The sequence below is a fragment of the Actinokineospora baliensis genome, assembly GCF_016907695.1.
GTDB lineage: Bacteria > Actinomycetota > Actinomycetes > Mycobacteriales > Pseudonocardiaceae > Actinokineospora > Actinokineospora baliensis.
Genome location: NZ_JAFBCK010000001.1, coordinates 6,191,637 through 6,208,087, shown reverse-complemented (window position 1 = coordinate 6,208,087; position 16,451 = coordinate 6,191,637). Strand labels below are relative to the sequence as shown.

Here is a 16,451-nt window from a genome sequence, read left to right as displayed (position 1 = left end):
CCCCGGAGGCTCCCGTGTCCGACCCGTTCCCCACCCTGCGCCGTCGTGGTTTCCTCGCTCTCGCCGGTGGTCTGGCCCTCGCGGGCTGCGCGTCCACCGAGCCCGCCGCGTCCGGACCCCGAGCGGGCGGCAGGCTGCGGGCGGCGTTCGCCGGTGGTGGGGCCAAGGAGGTCCTGGACCCGCACATGGCGAGTCTGTTCGTGGAGGCGGCCCGCGCCAAGGCGTTGTACGACAAGCTCGCCGACTTCGGCGCCGACCTGACCCCGGTGCCCCGGCTCGCCGAGAAGTGGGAGCCGAACGCGGACGCCTCCGTCTGGCGGGTCACCCTGCGGCAAGCGACCTTCCACGACGGCAGACCGGTGCGCGCCGCCGACGTCCTGGCCAGCTACGCCAGGATCCTCGACCCGAAGCGGGCCTTCCGCGCGAAGGCCAGCCTCGCGGTGATCGACCTCAAGGCCAGCCGCGCGGTCGACGACCGGACCGTCGAGTTCACCCTCAGCCGTCCCTACGTCGAGTTCCCGAACGTGCTGGCCACCTTCTCCGCGTACATCACCCCGGAGTCCACAGAGGACTTCACCAAGCCGGTCGGCTCCGGCCCGTTCTCGTTCGTCTCGTTCGCGCCCGGCCGCTCGACGCTGCTCAAGCGCTACCCGGGCTACTGGGAGGGCGCCGCGCACCTCGACGAGCTGGAGTTCGTGCTGGCCAACGAGGAGTCGGCGCGGGTCAACGCGCTGCTGGCCGGACAGGTCGAGTACGCGCACGACCTGTCCCCGGTGACCGCGCGCGCACACGAGGCGGGCGGCCGGGTCAAGATCCTGCGTTCGCCCAACAGCGGGATCCAGGCCTTCGCGATGAAGGTCGACCGGCCGCCCTTCGACAACCGCGACCTGCGCGAGGCGATGTTCCTGCTCGCCGACCGGCCGCAGCTGGTCGAGTCGGTGCTGTCGGGCTCGGGCCAGGTCGCCAACGACCTGTACGGCAAGGGGTACCTGCACTACGCCGACGACATCCCGCAGCGCACCCGCGACCTCGACAAGGCGCGGTTCCTGATCAAGCGCGCGGGCGCGGAGGGCCTGAAGGTCCCGCTGAACACCTCGGAGGCGGCGACCGGGTTCGTCGAGGCGGCGACCGTGTTCGCCGACCAGGCCAAGCAGGCGGGCATCACCATCGAGGTCGCGGTGGGGGACAAGGACACCTTCTGGGCCGACACGCTCAAGAACGGCTCGCTGTCGAGCTTCCGCTCTGGTGCGATGCCGATCGAGTCGCACGTGTCGCAGCGGCTGCTGTCGAAGTCGACCACCAACGTCACCAAGTGGGCCCGGCCCGAGTTCGACGCGATGTACGACAAGGCCGTGTCCACACTGGACAGTTCGGCGCGGGACTCGGTGTACCGGGAGATGCAACGCACCCTGCACGCCGAGGGCGGCTACCTGGTGTGGGGCTTCGCGGACTGGGTGGTCGGCACCTCGGCGGCGGTCGACGGCGTGCTCACCGCCCCCGCCAACAGCCTCGACTGGGCGAGGTTCGACCGCGTGTGGCTGCGGTGAGCCTGGGCCGGTACACCGGCCGCAGGCTGCTGCTGGGTCTCGTCCAGGTCCTCGCCGTGCTGGTCGCGGTGTTCCTGCTGGTGGAGGCCCTGCCCGGCGACGCGGCGGTCGCGCTGGCCGGGGACAACCCGGACCCGGCGCGGGTCGAGGCGATCCGCGCCGCCATGGGGCTCGACCAGCCGCTGGTCACCCGGTTCGGCGAGTGGTTCCTCGGGCTGCTGCGCGGTGATCTCGGCGAGTCGCTGGTGTCGGGCAGACCGGTGGCGCAGTTCCTCGCCGACGGGCTGCCCACGACGCTCCTGCTCGCCGGGCTGACCATGCTGCTGCTGGTGCCGTCGTCGGTGCTGCTCGGGGTGTTCGTGGCCCGCCGGGCAGGTGGCCGGGCCGACCGGGTGGTCACGGCGGTGACGATCGGGTTGCACGCGGTGCCGGAGTTCGCGCTGGCGATCGTGCTGGTGGCGTTGTTCGGGGTGCGACTGGGGTGGTTGCCGCCGACCGCGCTGGGCGCTGATCCGTTGGCGGACCCGGCGGTGTTGGTGCTGCCAGTGCTCGTGTTGCTGGCCCGTCCGTTGTGCGCGGTGACGCGGTTGGTGCGCGCGGCCATGGTGGATGCCCTCGCGTCGGATTACGTGCGGCACGCGCGCAGGCTGGGGCTGTCGCGCGCGCGGGTGGACTACGCGCACGCGCTGCCGAACGCCTTGGCGCCCGCGGTGCAGCAGCTGGCTCGAACGACGGATTGGTTGCTCGGTGGGGTCATCGTGGTGGAGGCGGTGTTCGTCATCCCCGGCCTGGGGACGTCGTTGGTGGACGCGGTCGCCGGGCGGGACATGCCGGTCGTGCAAGGGCTCGCGGTGCTGTTCGGGGTGACGACCGTGCTGGTGAACCTGCTGGCCGACGTGGCCGCGTTCCGGCTTGCGCCCAGGGCGGGGAGCGCCGCGTGAAGGGGCGGCTCGGCCTCGGGGTGGTGTTGCTCGTCGTACCGCTGCTGATCGCTGTCCTCGGGCCGTTCTTCGTGCCCGACGAGGTGCGCAGGGGGCGGGCGTTCGTGGACGCCGGGCTGCTCGGCACGGACTTCGTCGGGCGGGACGTCCTGCACCAGGTGCTGCTCGGCGGGCGCACCGTGGTGCTGGTGGCGCTGATCGCGACGGGCTTGTCGTACGCGGTGGGGGTGCCGCTGGCGCTCGTCGCCGCGATGGCCCGACGGCGGTGGCTGGACGAACTGCTGATGCGGCCGCTGGACATCGTGTTGGCGGTGCCGTCGTTGCTGGTCCTGATCCTGGTGGCCGGCATCGCCCCGCACGGCTACACCACCGTGGTGCTCGTGGTGGCGGTCGTGACCGTGCCCGACATCGCCAGGGTGGCGCGCGCGGCGGCGTTGGAGGTGTCGAGCAGACCCGCGTTGGAGGCGATGAGACTGCAAGGCGAGAACCGGTGGCGGCTGGCGTTCGGGTACGTCGTGCCCGCGGTCGCGCCGACCCTGGTCGCCGACCTCGGTGTGCGGATCACCGCGGCGCTGTACCTGGTGGCGTCGGCGAGCTTCCTCGGCGTCGGGGTGGCGCCGGACGCGGCGGACTGGGCGGTCATGGTCGACCGCAACCAGGCGGGGCTGTTCCTGGTGCCGTCGGCGGTGGTGGTGCCCGCGGCGCTGATCATCGCGTGGTCGGTCGGGGTGAACCTGGTGTTCGACCGGGCGGTGCGCCGATGAGCGTGGTGACGGTGACCGACCTGCGGGTGACCGTGGGACGCGCTTTGGTCGACGGCGTGTCGTTCGAGGTCGGCGCGGGTGAGGTGCTGGCGATCGTGGGGGCCTCGGGCAGCGGCAAGACGACGACCGGGCTGGCGTTGCTGGGGGAGTACCCGGCGGGCGCCGAGGTGTCCGGGGAGGTGAAGGTGCGGGGGCGCGCAGGGTTCGTGCCGCAGCACCCCGGGGCGGTCCTGAACCCCGTTCGCCGCGTGGGTTCGGTGTTGCGCGAGCTCGCGTCGGTGTCCGCTGTGGAGCAAGCGGTGGACGCGGCCCGATTCCCGAGGTCGCTGCTCGACCGCTACCCGCACCAGCTCTCCGGCGGCCAGCAGCAACGGCTCGTGCTCGCGCAAGCGCTGCTCGGCTCGCCCGCCGTCGTGGTCGCCGACGAACCGACCACCGGCCTGGACAGGGAAACCCGAGACGAGGTCGTCGGTGAGTTCGGGCGGTTGGCCCAGCGCGGGGTGGCCTTGGTGGTGCTCAGCCACGACATGGACGTCGTGCGCGCACTCGCCGACCACGTCGTCGTACTGCGCGCGGGCAAGCTGATGGAATCCGGCCCGGCGGCCGAGGTCCTCACCAACCCCCGGAACCCCTACACCCGCGCACTTCTGGTGGACCCGATCCGCGCGGCGGCTGATGACGCCACCGGCTCTGAGCGGTTGCGGGTCGAGAACCTGGTCGCCCACCACGGCAAGGCCACCGCTCTGCACGGCATCGACCTGCGAGTGTCCACAGGGGAGTGCCTCGCCGTGATGGGCCCGTCCGGCAGCGGAAAAACCACCCTGGCCCGCTGCGTCGTCGGCCTGCACCCACCCACCTCCGGCACCATCACCCTCGACGGCCGTCCGCTGGCTCGAACCCTGCGTTCCCGCCCCCGCCACGACCTCGCCGCCATCCAGTACGTCTTCCAGGACGCGCGAGCCTCCTTCGACCACCGCCGCCCCGTGCTCGACCAGGTGGCCCGCACCGCCGTGCTGCTGAGAGGAATGTCCACTCAAGACAGCCGTGCGGCCGCCCTGTCCGTCCTGGCCTCATTTCGCCTTGACGAGGCCACTGCTCGCCGCTTACCCCCCACCCTCTCCGGCGGTGAACTGCACCGCGCGGCCCTGGCCCGAGCCGTTCTGGCCTCCCCGGAAGTCCTGGTCTGCGACGAGATCACCACCGGCCTGGACACCGTCACCCGCCAGAGCGTCTTGGCCCAACTCACCGCGCTGCGCGACGCCCAAGCCCTCACCCTGATCCTCATCACCCACGACCACACCGTCGCCACCCACCTGGCCGACCGGGTGATGACCCTCCACGAAGGCCGATTGAGGACCCCATGACCTACGAAATCCGCCCAGCCGCTGTCGAGGACCTACCCGGTGCCCGCTCAGTCATGCTGGACACCTTGTACCGCGATCTCGGCTACGGCTACAACCCGCGCTGGCACGAGGACGTGATCGATCCGGAAGCTGTGTACTTGCGTTCGCCCCGGCATGCGCTGTTCGTGGCCGCTCTCGGTGATGAGATCGTTGCTACCACAGGGGTTCGTGCTGTGGCGCCGGTGAGTCCGCCGCATCCTTCGTGGTTGGTGGCTCGGTATCCGGTTGATCGGACAGCGCAGTTGTTTCGGGTGTATGTGCGGGCTGATCACCGGCGGCGGGGGTTGGCGCGGCGGTTGGTGGGGGAGGCGGTGCGGTTCGTGGCTGGGGTTGGGGGGTATGAGGTGTTGTACCTGCACACGGATGCGCGGGTGGAGGGGGCGGAGGCGTTCTGGGGGTCGGTGGCGAAGCAGGTGTGTGATGCGCGGGACGGGGATGTGGAGCGGTTCCAGACGGTGCACTATGAGATCCCGTTCTAGCACTTGTCCACAACGTGTTTGGCTGTCCACAGGCTCCCGCTGGCGCGCCCGGTTTGTCGGTGTGCCTCGGTAGGGTGTGTATCGGGGGCTTCTGAATCGGATGATCTTCGGTGGACGCCTCGCCTGCGGCATTGCGCCGGTCCGTGGGGTGTGGGTGTGCTCGATGGGGCGAACCCCCCCACACAAACCTAGTCCGCCCATCGAGCAGTGTGTGGGCGGCTTCTGGAGCGGTGGCGGGGCTGGCTCGGGGGCTGGGTTGGCACCAGCGGCTTCCGGGGTCGGCTCGCCTTCGGCATTGCGCTGGATCGTGGTGGGTGGGGTGTGCTCGATGGGGCGAACTTGGTTTGCGCGGGGCCCCTGCGCTACCCGTGGCAGGACCGCAAAGCTGGGGCCGAAAAGCATGGCCCTGCAGCGCACAACGCTACGGGCACCGCCACCCCACACAAACCAAGTCCGCCCCATCGAGCATCTGGCACCGGAGGGTCCGAGTGTCCTGAGGGGCCTCGAGGTTTCCGGACAGGAACCCAGTAAGATTGTCCTGTCGGGAAGTTGAGGGAGTGCACGTGGCCCATCGGAGTCCGTACTCGCCGGAGTTTCGTGAGGAAGCAGTTCAGATGGCGTTGCGGTCGAAACGGCCGATCGCCGAGACGGCGCGAGAGTTGAATATGAACTCGGAGACACTGCGTGTATGGGTGCGGAGCTATGAGCGGGAACAAGGCGCGGACTCGGCCGTCGCCGTGTCGGAGCCGTTGGCAACGGACGAACGAGCGCGACTACGAGAGTTGGAACGCCGTAACCGCGAACTCGAGATGGAAGTGTCTTTCCTGAAAAAAGCCGCAGCGTACTTCGCGAAGGATGCCGAGTAGTCAGCAAGTACGAGTTCATCGAAACGATGCGACTTGAACCTGCGAAGTACGCGTATCCCGTCCTGTTCATGTGCCGACTGCTCGACGTTTCCAGGTCCGGCTACTACGAATGGCGCGGCCGGGCGGAATCGGCCACCGCGCGACGGCGAGAGGAGCTGAAAGCGTTTATCCGGGACGCGTTCGAGGCCTCGGACTCGACTTACGGCCACCGGCGGGTCCATGCCCAGTTGCGGCGGGCAGGCGTGTGCGTGGGTGTTGAACTGGTCCGGCACCTCATGCGTGAACTGGGGCTGGTTCCCTGCCAGCCAAGGCCCCGGCGGTTCGGGCTGACCACCGCGGCGGCCGCGCCGGTGGGCGACCTGGTCGGCCGTGACTTCACCGCGCCCGCGCCGGGACGCAAGCTGGTCGGCGACATCACCTACGTTCCCACGATGGAAGGCTGGCTTTACCTGGCCACCGTGCTGGATTGCTGCACGAAAGAAGTGATCGGCTACGCGATGGACGACAACTACCAGACACCGCTCATCAGCCGCGCTATCCGCAACGCGGCCCGAAACCGCCCACTCGCCGACGGTGCGATATTTCACAGCGACCGCGGCAGCAATTACATGTCCACCGAGTACCACAACGTCCTCACCAGCCTCCGGTTGAAGCAATCAGCAGGGCGAACCGGAATCTGTTTCGACAACGCGATGGCCGAATCGTTCTTCGGCACACTCAAAAACGAATGCGTCAACCGGATGGCTTACTCCACCCGAGACGAAGCCCGGCAGCACATCACTCGCTACATCGAGTTCTGGTATAATCGCCGACGACTTCACTCAGCGATAGGCTACCGCCCACCGCACGAGGTATACATCGAACACAAGAACCAACAAATCGCCGCTTGAATAGACAGTTGATCCCCTGTCCGGAAACCGCGCGGCTCCTCAGTCCAGTGGTCGGGCTGGCGGGGCTGACTCGGCGGGCTGGGTTGGCCGGGCTGGCTCGGTGGGCTGGAATGGCACCGGCGGCTTCCGGGTGTCCGGTGGCCAGCATTGTGGTCGTGGTCGGAGTTGCTACCACCGTTCTGGGGTCGCCCGCTTCCGCAGCCCAGTGTCCGCGTTTGTGAGAGGTGGCAGGTGAATCGAGGAACTCGGGCGGAGCTCATCAGCCACCTGGTCGCAGGCATCGACTCCCGCAAGGCTTCTCACCCGATCCGGGTCGCTGTCGATGGGCCGCCCGCTGGGGGCAAGACCACCCTGGCTGATGAGGTTGGGGAGGGTCTTCGGGAGCGGGGGCGGCAGGTCATCCGGGCTTGTGTGGATGACTTCATGGTTCCAGTGGAACGCCGGTATTGGCGGGGGCGCTACTCAGCTGAGGGGTGCTACTTCGACGCCCATGATTGGGTGGGGGTTTGTCGGTTCTTGTTGGATCCGATGGGGCCTGGGGGAGACCGCCGGGTTCGGCGGACGGTGGGGGGTGGCGAGTTCACAGCGCCGCCGGATGCGGTGCTGTTGTTTGACGGGGTGTTCCTGTTGCGGCCGGAGCTCGTTGCTCGGTGGGAGATGAGCATCTTCGTGTCTGTACCGCTTGAGTTGACGGTGGGGCGGGCGCTGGAGCGGGGTGCGGGGGTAGGCGAGATCGAGCGGTCCTGGCGGGAGCGGTATATCCCGGCTCAGGAGTTTTACTACGCCAAGGACCGTCCGGCTGATCACGCTGATGTCGTTGTGTTCAACGAGGAGTTCGGGCGGCCCGGGTGGGTGAGTCGCTAGCCGTTTTCCAGGCGAAGGGTTAGGGACTGGACCAGGGGGTCTGACTCCACTGGTTTGCCCTGTTCCTCCAAGGTGCGGGCCAGTGTCCCCAGCACCACGCCCAAGGTCTGCGGGTCCGGCTCCTCGCTGAGCAGCGCGGTAGCTCGGCGGGCTTCGGATTCAGCCGTGGTGGGGTCGTCCAAGTCCAGGTGGAGGCGGGCGGCTCGGCAGGCCAGGAAGGCGTGCCAATCCTGGTTTCCCAGGCGGACGGCGAGTTTTTCGGCGGCGGCGTTGGCTTCTAGGGCTTGTTCGTAGTGTTCGTGGTGGGCCAACAGGGCCGCGCGGAAGCCCGCTGCGTCTGCCAGGTGGTCTAGGGCGTCGTCGGAGTTGGCGGCTAGGGATTCGGCTTCGTCGAGGTGGGCGAGGCCTGCTTCGAGGTCTACCAGGCCTCGGGCGTGGGCGAGTTGCACGAGGGACTCGCTGGCCGCAACGGGGTTGTCGGCTTTGCGCCAGTGGGTGGCGGAGTCCTCGAAGGCCGTCGCGGCGTTCGGGAGGGCTCCGAGGCCCATGCGGACTTCGCCGAGTTGGTAGAAGAGGTGGCCGAGGAACGCGTCATCGGTGGGTGAGGTGGCGATCACAGCGGACAGGTGCGTCTCGGCGGGGGTGTGCTCACCCAGGGCCCGGCACGCCATCGCGAGCCGGTAGTGGATCTCGGTGAGCATCTCGGTGGCGGAAGGCGGTACGAGGCGCAGGGCCTCTTCCAGGGATTCGGCGGCTTCCAGGGCCCGGCCGGTGGCCAGGTACCCGGCCGACAGGTGCAGGCACGCCTGCGCGGCGCCGACAGCGGGCAGGTACGTCCGTGCCGCCGATGCCGCGTCCAGCAGTGTTGGCAGGTTGTCGGCGGCGGTACCGCTCTGGTCGATGAGGACCGCGTACTGCAGCAGCGAATCAGCCAGCCACGGCCCGGGGCTGGTGCGGCACCGGGCCACCAACCGGTCGAACCACTCGGCCGACTCGTCCAGCCGACCGAGGTTCGCCAGCAGCCGCGCGCGGTGCCCCGTCAACCGCAACACCGTCGACTCCGGCCACGTGCCCACCCCGTCGAGCAACCCCTCGACGATCGCCAGCGCCCCGGGCACGTCCCCGCCGTTCGCCAGCATCTCCGCGCGCGCGTCCCGCACCGCGCCGAGGAACTCGGGCGCCGAGGTCGTGGCCACCTCCTCGGCGAGGTCGAGGGACGCGCTCGCGGCCACGGGGTCGTCCGGTGTCAGCAGGTCCACCGTGGCGAGGTGGCCGTAGATGACCGTGATCGCGTCGCCCAGCGTCGTGCCCTCGGCGATGGCGAGCTGCGCGTGGTCCATCGCCCGGTCGGGCTGCCCCGCCATCCGCCACAGCCCGGCCAGCAGGTGGTGGACCCGGGCGGCGATCACCGGCTCACCCGCCTCGGACAGCCGCGCCTGGTGCCGCAGCATCTGCTCGGCGGCGACCGCGGGATCCTCCACCCGCTGGAACCGCTGCTGGTGCGCCGCGACCCGGGCAGCCAGCCCGACAGGCAGGTCCGCCCCGGACCGCACCTCACCCAGCAGTCGCACCCCGGTGAGGACCTGGCCGGACTCCACAGCCGCACACGCCAACTCCGCAGCGGACACCTGGTCGACGGCAGGCGAGTCCGCCGCCGCCACCGATACCGCCGCCGGTACCGCCGCCGCCACCGCACCCGGGACCGCCACCAGCACCGGCCCCACGTCCGCCAGCTCCAACGTCGTGCGCACCCGCCCGCTCACCGCTCCGGTCCCGTTGCGCTTGTCGAACGCCGCCGCCGTCGCGGTGGCCTCCTCGACGCAGAACACCCGCAGCGCCTCGCCGTCGAGTTCGACCTCGCCGACGGTGAAGCGGTGGTCCGCGCGGTCCGGCACCCGGCTCAGCAGCAGCGCCGCCGCGGCCGCGAACTCCTGCAGCACCTTCGGGCTCGGCGGGTCGGCGAGCACGTCGAGGTTGTCGGACAGGATCTCCATGCCGCGCGCGGCGTTGTCGGTGATCGCGCAGAACCGCAGGTGCGCGTGCAGCGCCGACCGGCCCTGCGGGGTCCCGCGCACCACCCGGTAGGACACCAGGTGCGCCCGCGCCGCGTCCTCGAGCCGACCGGTCGCCAGGTACGCCTCGATGAGCGACGCCAGCACCCCGTGCGGCTGCTCCGCGCAGTCCGACGGCTCGTCGAGCACCGACCTGGCCACCGCGATGGCCTCGGGGAACCGCTCGCGGGAGACGAAGTAGCCGACCTGGCTGTCCACCACGCACGCCGGGCAGTCGCTCATGTCGTCGGGCTCGGCACCGCGCCAGGCCGCGAAGTGCGCGTCGGCCGCCTCGGTGTCGCCGATGTGGTGGGCCACCGCGCGCCGCTTGTCGTGCACCGGGTGCGGCGAGTAGCCGTGCAACCGGTAGCGCTGCTCGAGCTGGTCGACCAGCGCGGTGATCTGCTCCAGGGTGAACCGCGGGTCGCCGAGCAGCCCGGTCGGCAGCCACTTGTGCATCCAGGTGAACTGGTGCACCGCCCACTCGTCGAACGCCTCCGGGTGCCGCGCCTCGGTCGCCCGCAGCCACGCGAACGGGGTCAGCATCAGGTCGTAGCGGCGGATCTCCCGGTACGCGTTGACCAGCACCAACCGCGCCGCCACGCCCAGGTCGACCAGGCCTGCCGCGTCCGCCGAGCGGGCGAGGCGTTCGAGCGCCTCGCACTTGGCCGGACCCGCGGGCAGGTCGTCGGACTCGTGCAGCCGGTGCGCCAGGTGCTCGCGCTGGTCCTGCTCGGGCTCGGGCACGGTCGGTCCTCCGGTCAGCGTCCGATGGCGCGGTCGAGCAGGTCGAGGAACGACCCGGTCAGCGCGGCGGTGTCCTTGGGGCGCAACGGCCGGTGCGACTGCAGCAGCGCGTTGACGTAGAGGGCGCGCACCGCCGATTCCAGCAGCGCGGTGTCGTCGACCTCCGCCAGCCGGGCGACCAGCGGGTTGCGGGTGTTGAGCACCAGCCGCTGCGCCGCGCCGGACCCGGTGTCGACCAGGTGCCCGAGCAGGTCGCTCCACAGCGGGTCGGCCTCGGCGCGCGCGGCGGCCGCGTCCTGCCTGCGCGCCCCGTCGGCGTCGGCGATCAGCAGCGCGGGCAGCGACACCGGGTCGAACTCGCGCAGCGTCGGCTCGCAGTCGTGGTCGAGCAGTACCACCGAGGCGACCCGCACCGTGTCCGCCAGCGCCGCCTCCGTGGCCGCGTCCGGGCGGCCGAGCGCCGCCAGCAGCTCTCTCGGGTCCACCCGGCGCGCGGTGTCTTGGCCGTCGCGGTCGGCGATGCGGCGCAGCAGGTCGGTGTCGTAGGCGTACCCGGCGTTGACCAGGCCGATGTCCTGGGCCGCCGCGACCGGGGCGAGCTGGCGGAACTCGTCGACGTCCGGGGTGTAGAGCACCGTCGGGTGGCTGCGGCGGAACTGCCGCAGCGGCATCGCGCCCCGGGTCGTCTCGTACGGCAGCCACCGCTCGGCCAGCCCGAGCAGTTCGTCGTCGACCAGCGCCAGTGACTTGATGCCCATGTGGTGCGCCGCCAACAGCGCCCCCGCTCGATCCGGTTCCGTTGCTGCCAGCCGTACCAGCCAGTCCCGGACCCGTCCGCCTAGGGCGTCCCGCACCGCCAAGAGCGTCTCGTCCTCATAGAGGGCTTCACGGCTCGCGGTGGGCCTAAGAGCCGACGTGTCCACCACGCACCGCACGAAGTAGGCCCAGTCCGGCAGGAGCCCCTCCACCGCCGTACCGACCAACATCCGCTTCAGGTAGACGCGATGCGCCTGCCGGGCACCGGGATGGGCGCCCTCCGGCAGTACGAACGCCACACCTGTCAGCCCGACCGCGCCGAACTCCAGGGGCAGCGCGTCGAACGGCTCGAATCCGAACACCGCCCGGCAGTACTCGGCGAGCCGCCCGTGGTAGGCCGCCGTGGTCTCGTGGTCGTCGCGCACCCACGGGAAACCACCCGATGTGATCACCGTGCTGTCGGTGTCGCCGACGACGCGCACCTCATAAGGAAGCAGCGAACCGAACTCCGCGGCCAGCGGCGCGACCGCGGCGAACTCGGTCCAGTGATCGCAGTCACGCCGCGGCAGCAGGGTCAGCGTCGTGCCGACCTCCCCGCGCGCGGAGTCGTCGACCGCCACCGTGTACGTGCCGTCGTTGCGCCCGGTCCAGCGGACCGCGGGGCCGCCGTGCGCCGACCGGCTGACCAGGTGGACCTCGTCGGCGACCAGGAAGCAGGACAGCAGCCCGACCCCGAACTGGCCGAGGAAGTCGCGCCTGGCGAACCCCAGTTCGTCGCGTTTGGACGTCCCGCCCAGCGTGGACAGCAGCGCGTGCACCTCGTGCTCGGCCAGCCCCACGCCCGAGTCGCGGACCCGCAGCGTGCCGTCACCGGTGTGCTCGGGGCACTCCAGGCTGATCCTGGCTGGCGCGGTCGGGTCGACCAGCCTGCGCGCGGTGACCGCGTCCACCGCGTTCTGCAGCACTTCCCGCACGTACACCCGGGGGCTGCTGTAGAGGTGCTGCGACAGCAGGTCGATGACCCCGCGGAGGTTGACACCGAACGTCTGAGCCAAGGCGGACCTCTGCGGGTGGTGGGGGCAGGCGAACCGGGCACGGCGGGGGCGCCCGGCCCAGGTCACAGTACAGGCGTCCGGTGACGGGGGCCCGGGCTTCACCCGGCCGCGCGATCACGCGCCGCCACCCGGGGCAACCCGACCGGGCGGGCCCCGGCGAAGTCGGTGTCGGGCCCCGGGGGCGATCACCTAGGATCGAAGCTGCTCACCCGTTGTCATGGGGTGCGCGACCGTCCCACGCAAGGACCCCCGGGGAGCTGTCCAGAAACCATGTCCGGAGCCAACGACCCGTACGACCCCAAGGAGGTCGCGGCGCTCACGCCCGACGTCCTCCAGGCCGCCGTGGAGAAGGCCCGCGAGGAGTTCGGCTCCGCGGCCGACCTCGACGCGCTCGCCTCGGTCAAGCCAGCCCACCTGGGGGACCGTTCGCCGCTGCTGCAGGCCCGCCGCGAGATCGGTGCGCTGCCCCCGAAGGCGCGCGCCGAGGCGGGCAAGCGGGTCAACGAGGTGCAGGCGCTGGTCAAGGCCGCCTACGACGAGCGGCTCGCCCGGCTCAAGGTCGAGCGCGACGAGCGGGTGCTGCGCGACGAGGGCGTCGACGTCACCCTCCCGTGGGACCGCCGCCCGCGCGGCGCCCGGCACCCGATCACCACGCTGTCCGAGCGGGTCGGTGACGTGTTCACCGGCATGGGGTACGAGATCGCCGAGGGCCCCGAGCTCGAGGCCGAGTGGTTCAACTTCGACGCGCTGAACTTCAAGAAGGACCACCCGGCGCGCACCATGCAGGACACCTTCTACGTCGGCGCGCCCGACTCGGGCCTGGTCCTGCGCACGCACACCTCGCCGGTGCAGGTCCGCTCGCTGCTCGAGCGCGACCTGCCGGTCTACGTGGTCTGCCCCGGCCGCACCTTCCGCACCGACGAGCTCGACGCCACGCACACCCCGGTGTTCCACCAGGTCGAGGGCCTGGCCGTGGACAAGGGCCTGACCATGGCCCACCTCAAGGGCACCCTCGACGCGTTCGCCAAGGCCATGTTCGGCGCCGAGGCCCACGTGCGGCTGCGCCCGTCGTTCTTCCCCTTCACCGAGCCCTCCGCCGAGCTCGACGTCTGGTTCACCGCCAAGAAGGGCGGCCCCGGCTGGGTCGAGTGGGGCGGCTGCGGGATGGTGAACCCGAACGTCCTGCGCGCCTGCGGCGTCGACCCCGAGGTCTACTCCGGGTTCGCCTTCGGCATGGGCCTGGAGCGGACCCTGCAGTTCCGCGACGGCATCCCCGACATGCGCGACATGGTCGAGGGCGACGTCCGGTTCACCCTTCCCTTCGGCACGGAGGCGTAGTGCGGATCCCCGTCAGCTGGCTCGTCCAGCAGCTCGAACTCACCGAGGACCACCGCGACATCGGGGCAGCGGAGATCGCCGAGGCGTTCATCCGGGTCGGCATCGAGGTCGAGTCGGTCGACCCGCTCGGCCCGGTCACCGGCCCGGTGGTGGTGGGCAGGGTCGCCCAGATCGAGGAGCTCACCGAGTTCAAGAAGCCGATCCGGTACTGCACCGTGGAGATCGGCGACTCGGAGGACGGCGAGGACGGCGCGCCGCTGACCACCCAGGTGGTCTGCGGTGCCACCAACTTCGTCGAGGGCGACCTGGTCGTCGTCGCGCTGCCGGGTGCGGTGCTGCCGGGCGACTTCGTGATCAGCGAGCGCAAGACCTACGGCAAGGTCAGCCGCGGCATGATCTGCGCCGCCGACGAGCTCGGCCTCGGCGACGACCACTCCGGCATCCTCGTGCTGCCGGTGGACGACGAGACCGCCCCCGGTGACGACGCCATCGAGCTGCTCGGCCTCACCGACTCGGTCATCGAGCTCGCGCCGACCCCCGACCGCGGCTACTGCCTGTCCATGCGCGGCCTCGCCAGGGAACTGGCCTGCGCGCTGGACCTGGGCTTCGCCGACCCCGCCGCGATGGACGTCCCGGCCGCGGAGGCCCGCGCCATCGCGGTCACCCTGCCCGGCGACGAGACCTGCACCCGCTTCGCGGTCCGCCGGGTCACCGGCGTGGACCCGACCGCGCCGACGCCGTGGTTCATCCGCCGCACGCTGATGCTCGCCGGTGTCCGGTCGATCTCGCTCGCGGTCGACGTCACCAACTTCGTGATGCTCGAGCTCGGCCAGCCGATGCACGCCTTCGACACCGCCAGGGTGCGCGGCGGGCTGACCGTGCGCCGGGCGGTGGCGGGGGAGAAGCTGGTCACCCTCGACGACGTCGAGCGCGTGCTGGACCCCGACGACGTCGTCATCAGCGACGACTCGGGTCCGATCTCGCTGGCCGGGGTGATGGGCGGGGCGAGCACAGAGGTGCGCGCCGACAGCTCCGACATCCTGCTCGAGGCCGCGATCTGGGACCCGGCGACCATCGCGCGGACCGTGCGCAGGCACAAGCTGCCCAGCGAGGCGTCCCGCCGCTACGAGCGGGTCGTCGACCCGGCGCTGCCGCCGGTCGCGCTGGAGCGGGCCGCGCGGCTGCTGCGCCAGTACGGCGAGGGCAGCATCCAGCCCGGCCGCACCGACGAGGGCACCCCGCAGGCGCCCGCGCCGGTCACGATGGCGATGAACCTGCCGGACAGGGTCGCGGGCATCAACTACGCGCGCGGCGTCACCGCCGCCCGGCTGCAGCAGATCGGCTGCCGCGTGGAGGTCGGCGCCGCTGAAGACGGCACGCCCGAGGTCACCGCGTACCCGCCGAGCTGGCGCGGCGACCTGAGCCAGCCAGCCGACCTGGTCGAAGAGGTGCTGCGGCTGCAGGGCTACGAGACCATCCCGTCGGTGCTGCCCGCCGCCCCTCCCGGGCGCGGGCTGAGCCCGGCCCAGCGCCGCCGCAGGCACGTCTCGCGGGCGCTGGCCGAGCAGGGCCACGTCGAGGTGCTGCCGTTCCCGTTCGTCGCGCCGACGGTGTGGGACGCGCTCGGCCTCGCCGCCGACGACGTCCGCCGCCGCACGGTGCCGGTGCGCAACCCCCTGGAGTCCGACCGCGACCAGCTGGCCACCACGCTGCTGCCCGGTCTGCTGGACACCTTGGCGCGCAACGTCTCCCGTGGCGCGCGCGACGTCTCGTTGTTCCACATCGGACAGGTCGTGCTGCCGCGCGCGGACGCCGCCGAGGTGCCGGAGGTGCCGGTCACCGGTCGACCGACTGACGAGCAGTTCGCGCAGCTGTCGGCCGCGCTGCCCGCGCAGCCGACCCACGTGGCCGTGGTGCTGGCCGGGAACCGCCAGCGCGCGGGCTGGTGGGGCGCGGGCGAGCAGGCGTCGTGGGCCGACGCGGTGCAGGCGGCCCAGGTGGTCGCCCAGGTCGCCAGGGTCGAGCTGACCGTCAGCGCCGACGTCCTGGCGCCGTGGCACCCCGGCCGGTGCGCGCGGCTGAGCGTCGGCGGGTTCCCCGTCGGGCACGCCGGTGAGCTGCACCCGAACGTCGTCGAGGCGCTCGGGCTGCCCAAGCGGACCTGCGCGATGGAACTCGACCTCGACCTGCTGCCGCTGCGCGAGCGCAAGGTCGTCCCGGTCGTGTCGCCGTACCCGCCGGTGCTGCTCGACGTCGCCCTGGTCGTCGACGACGAGGTGCCCGCGGCCGAGCTCACCGAGACGCTGCGCGGCGGTGGCGGCGAGCTGCTGGAGGAGCTGGGCCTGTTCGACGTGTTCAGCGGCACCCAGGTCGGCGAGGGCAAGCGGTCGCTGGCGTACTCGCTGCGCTTCCGCGCGCAGGACCGCACGCTGACCGTGGAGGAGGCCACCGCCGCCCGCGACGCCGCGGTGGCGGCGGCCGCGGCCAAGCACGGCGCCGCGCTGCGCGGCTGATCGATCGCACCCGGTGGTGGGGGCGGACCTTCCCGGTCCGCCCCCACCGCCGTTTCCTGGGTGGTCCGATGTGGAGCGTCCGGTTTTCCCGCATCGCCCGGTATTGTTGATCGACAATGCTTTCGCGTTAGCAAAAATCGGTGGTCCGCTATTCCCAACCGGACGCCGCTGGGGCAGCATCGGGCGGTCCGCGAACCACAACCCGGGTGCGGACGAAGCATGACGAAATGGGGCAAT

The 16,451-nt window shown here is 71.1% G+C and carries 12 protein-coding genes; 10 read left to right on the top strand and 2 right to left on the bottom strand.

What is annotated here, in order from left to right:
• Positions 1 to 14 precede the first annotated feature (14 nt).
• From JOD54_RS27565 to JOD54_RS27535, 8 genes are all read left to right on the top strand, one after another.
• Positions 15 to 1,547 carry an ABC transporter substrate-binding protein gene (locus JOD54_RS27565; RefSeq protein WP_307860335.1) on the top strand — a complete coding sequence of 511 codons (1,533 nt, stop codon included), beginning with the start codon at positions 15 to 17 and terminating at the stop codon, positions 1,545 to 1,547.
• Positions 1,535 to 2,488, top strand: coding sequence for an ABC transporter permease (locus JOD54_RS27560; protein ID WP_307860334.1), 954 nt, complete (start codon positions 1,535 to 1,537; stop codon positions 2,486 to 2,488). The genes JOD54_RS27565 and JOD54_RS27560 overlap by 13 nt, the downstream gene beginning before the upstream one ends.
• A complete protein-coding gene (locus JOD54_RS27555) occupies positions 2,485 to 3,252 on the top strand; it encodes an ABC transporter permease (protein ID WP_204454727.1) in 768 nt (255 codons plus the stop codon). The genes JOD54_RS27560 and JOD54_RS27555 overlap by 4 nt, the downstream gene beginning before the upstream one ends.
• Positions 3,249 to 4,616, top strand: a complete 1,368-nt coding sequence (locus JOD54_RS27550; RefSeq protein WP_204454726.1) for an ABC transporter ATP-binding protein — start codon at positions 3,249 to 3,251, stop codon at positions 4,614 to 4,616. Before JOD54_RS27555 ends, JOD54_RS27550 begins: the two co-directional genes overlap by 4 nt.
• Positions 4,613 to 5,134 (top strand): GNAT family N-acetyltransferase, encoded by a 522-nt coding sequence (locus tag JOD54_RS27545; protein ID WP_239573525.1) that lies wholly within the window; start codon positions 4,613 to 4,615, stop codon positions 5,132 to 5,134. Before JOD54_RS27550 ends, JOD54_RS27545 begins: the two co-directional genes overlap by 4 nt.
• Positions 5,135 to 5,691: 557 nt before the next feature.
• On the top strand, positions 5,692 to 6,000 hold the full coding sequence (locus tag JOD54_RS36090; protein ID WP_372440261.1) for a transposase: 309 nt from the start codon (positions 5,692 to 5,694) through the stop codon (positions 5,998 to 6,000).
• A gap of 26 nt (positions 6,001 to 6,026) precedes the next feature.
• A complete protein-coding gene (locus JOD54_RS27540; RefSeq protein WP_372440260.1) occupies positions 6,027 to 6,890 on the top strand; it encodes an IS3 family transposase in 864 nt (287 codons plus the stop codon).
• 411 nt (positions 6,891 to 7,301) lie between these two features.
• On the top strand, positions 7,302 to 7,754 hold the full coding sequence (locus tag JOD54_RS27535) for a nucleoside/nucleotide kinase family protein (protein ID WP_204454725.1): 453 nt from the start codon (positions 7,302 to 7,304) through the stop codon (positions 7,752 to 7,754).
• Here JOD54_RS27535 and JOD54_RS27530 read toward each other — a convergent pair.
• On the bottom strand, positions 7,751 to 10,552 hold the full coding sequence (locus JOD54_RS27530; protein ID WP_204454724.1) for a UDP-N-acetylglucosamine--peptide N-acetylglucosaminyltransferase SPINDLY family protein: 2,802 nt from the start codon (positions 10,550 to 10,552) through the stop codon (positions 7,751 to 7,753). The genes JOD54_RS27535 and JOD54_RS27530 overlap by 4 nt on opposite strands.
• Positions 10,553 to 10,566: 14 nt before the next feature.
• Complete coding sequence (locus tag JOD54_RS27525) at positions 10,567 to 12,363, bottom strand: HSP90 family protein (RefSeq protein ID WP_204454722.1); 1,797 nt, start codon at positions 12,361 to 12,363, stop codon at positions 10,567 to 10,569.
• A 270-nt stretch (positions 12,364 to 12,633) separates the two neighbouring features.
• Between JOD54_RS27525 and pheS the strand changes: the two genes are divergently transcribed.
• Both pheS and pheT read left to right on the top strand, forming a co-directional pair.
• Positions 12,634 to 13,701, top strand: a complete 1,068-nt coding sequence (pheS, locus tag JOD54_RS27520) for a phenylalanine--tRNA ligase subunit alpha (protein WP_204454720.1) — start codon at positions 12,634 to 12,636, stop codon at positions 13,699 to 13,701.
• A complete protein-coding gene (gene pheT, locus JOD54_RS27515) occupies positions 13,701 to 16,214 on the top strand; it encodes a phenylalanine--tRNA ligase subunit beta (RefSeq protein ID WP_204454718.1) in 2,514 nt (837 codons plus the stop codon). Before pheS ends, pheT begins: the two co-directional genes overlap by 1 nt.
• The last annotated feature ends 237 nt before the right edge of the window (positions 16,215 to 16,451 follow it).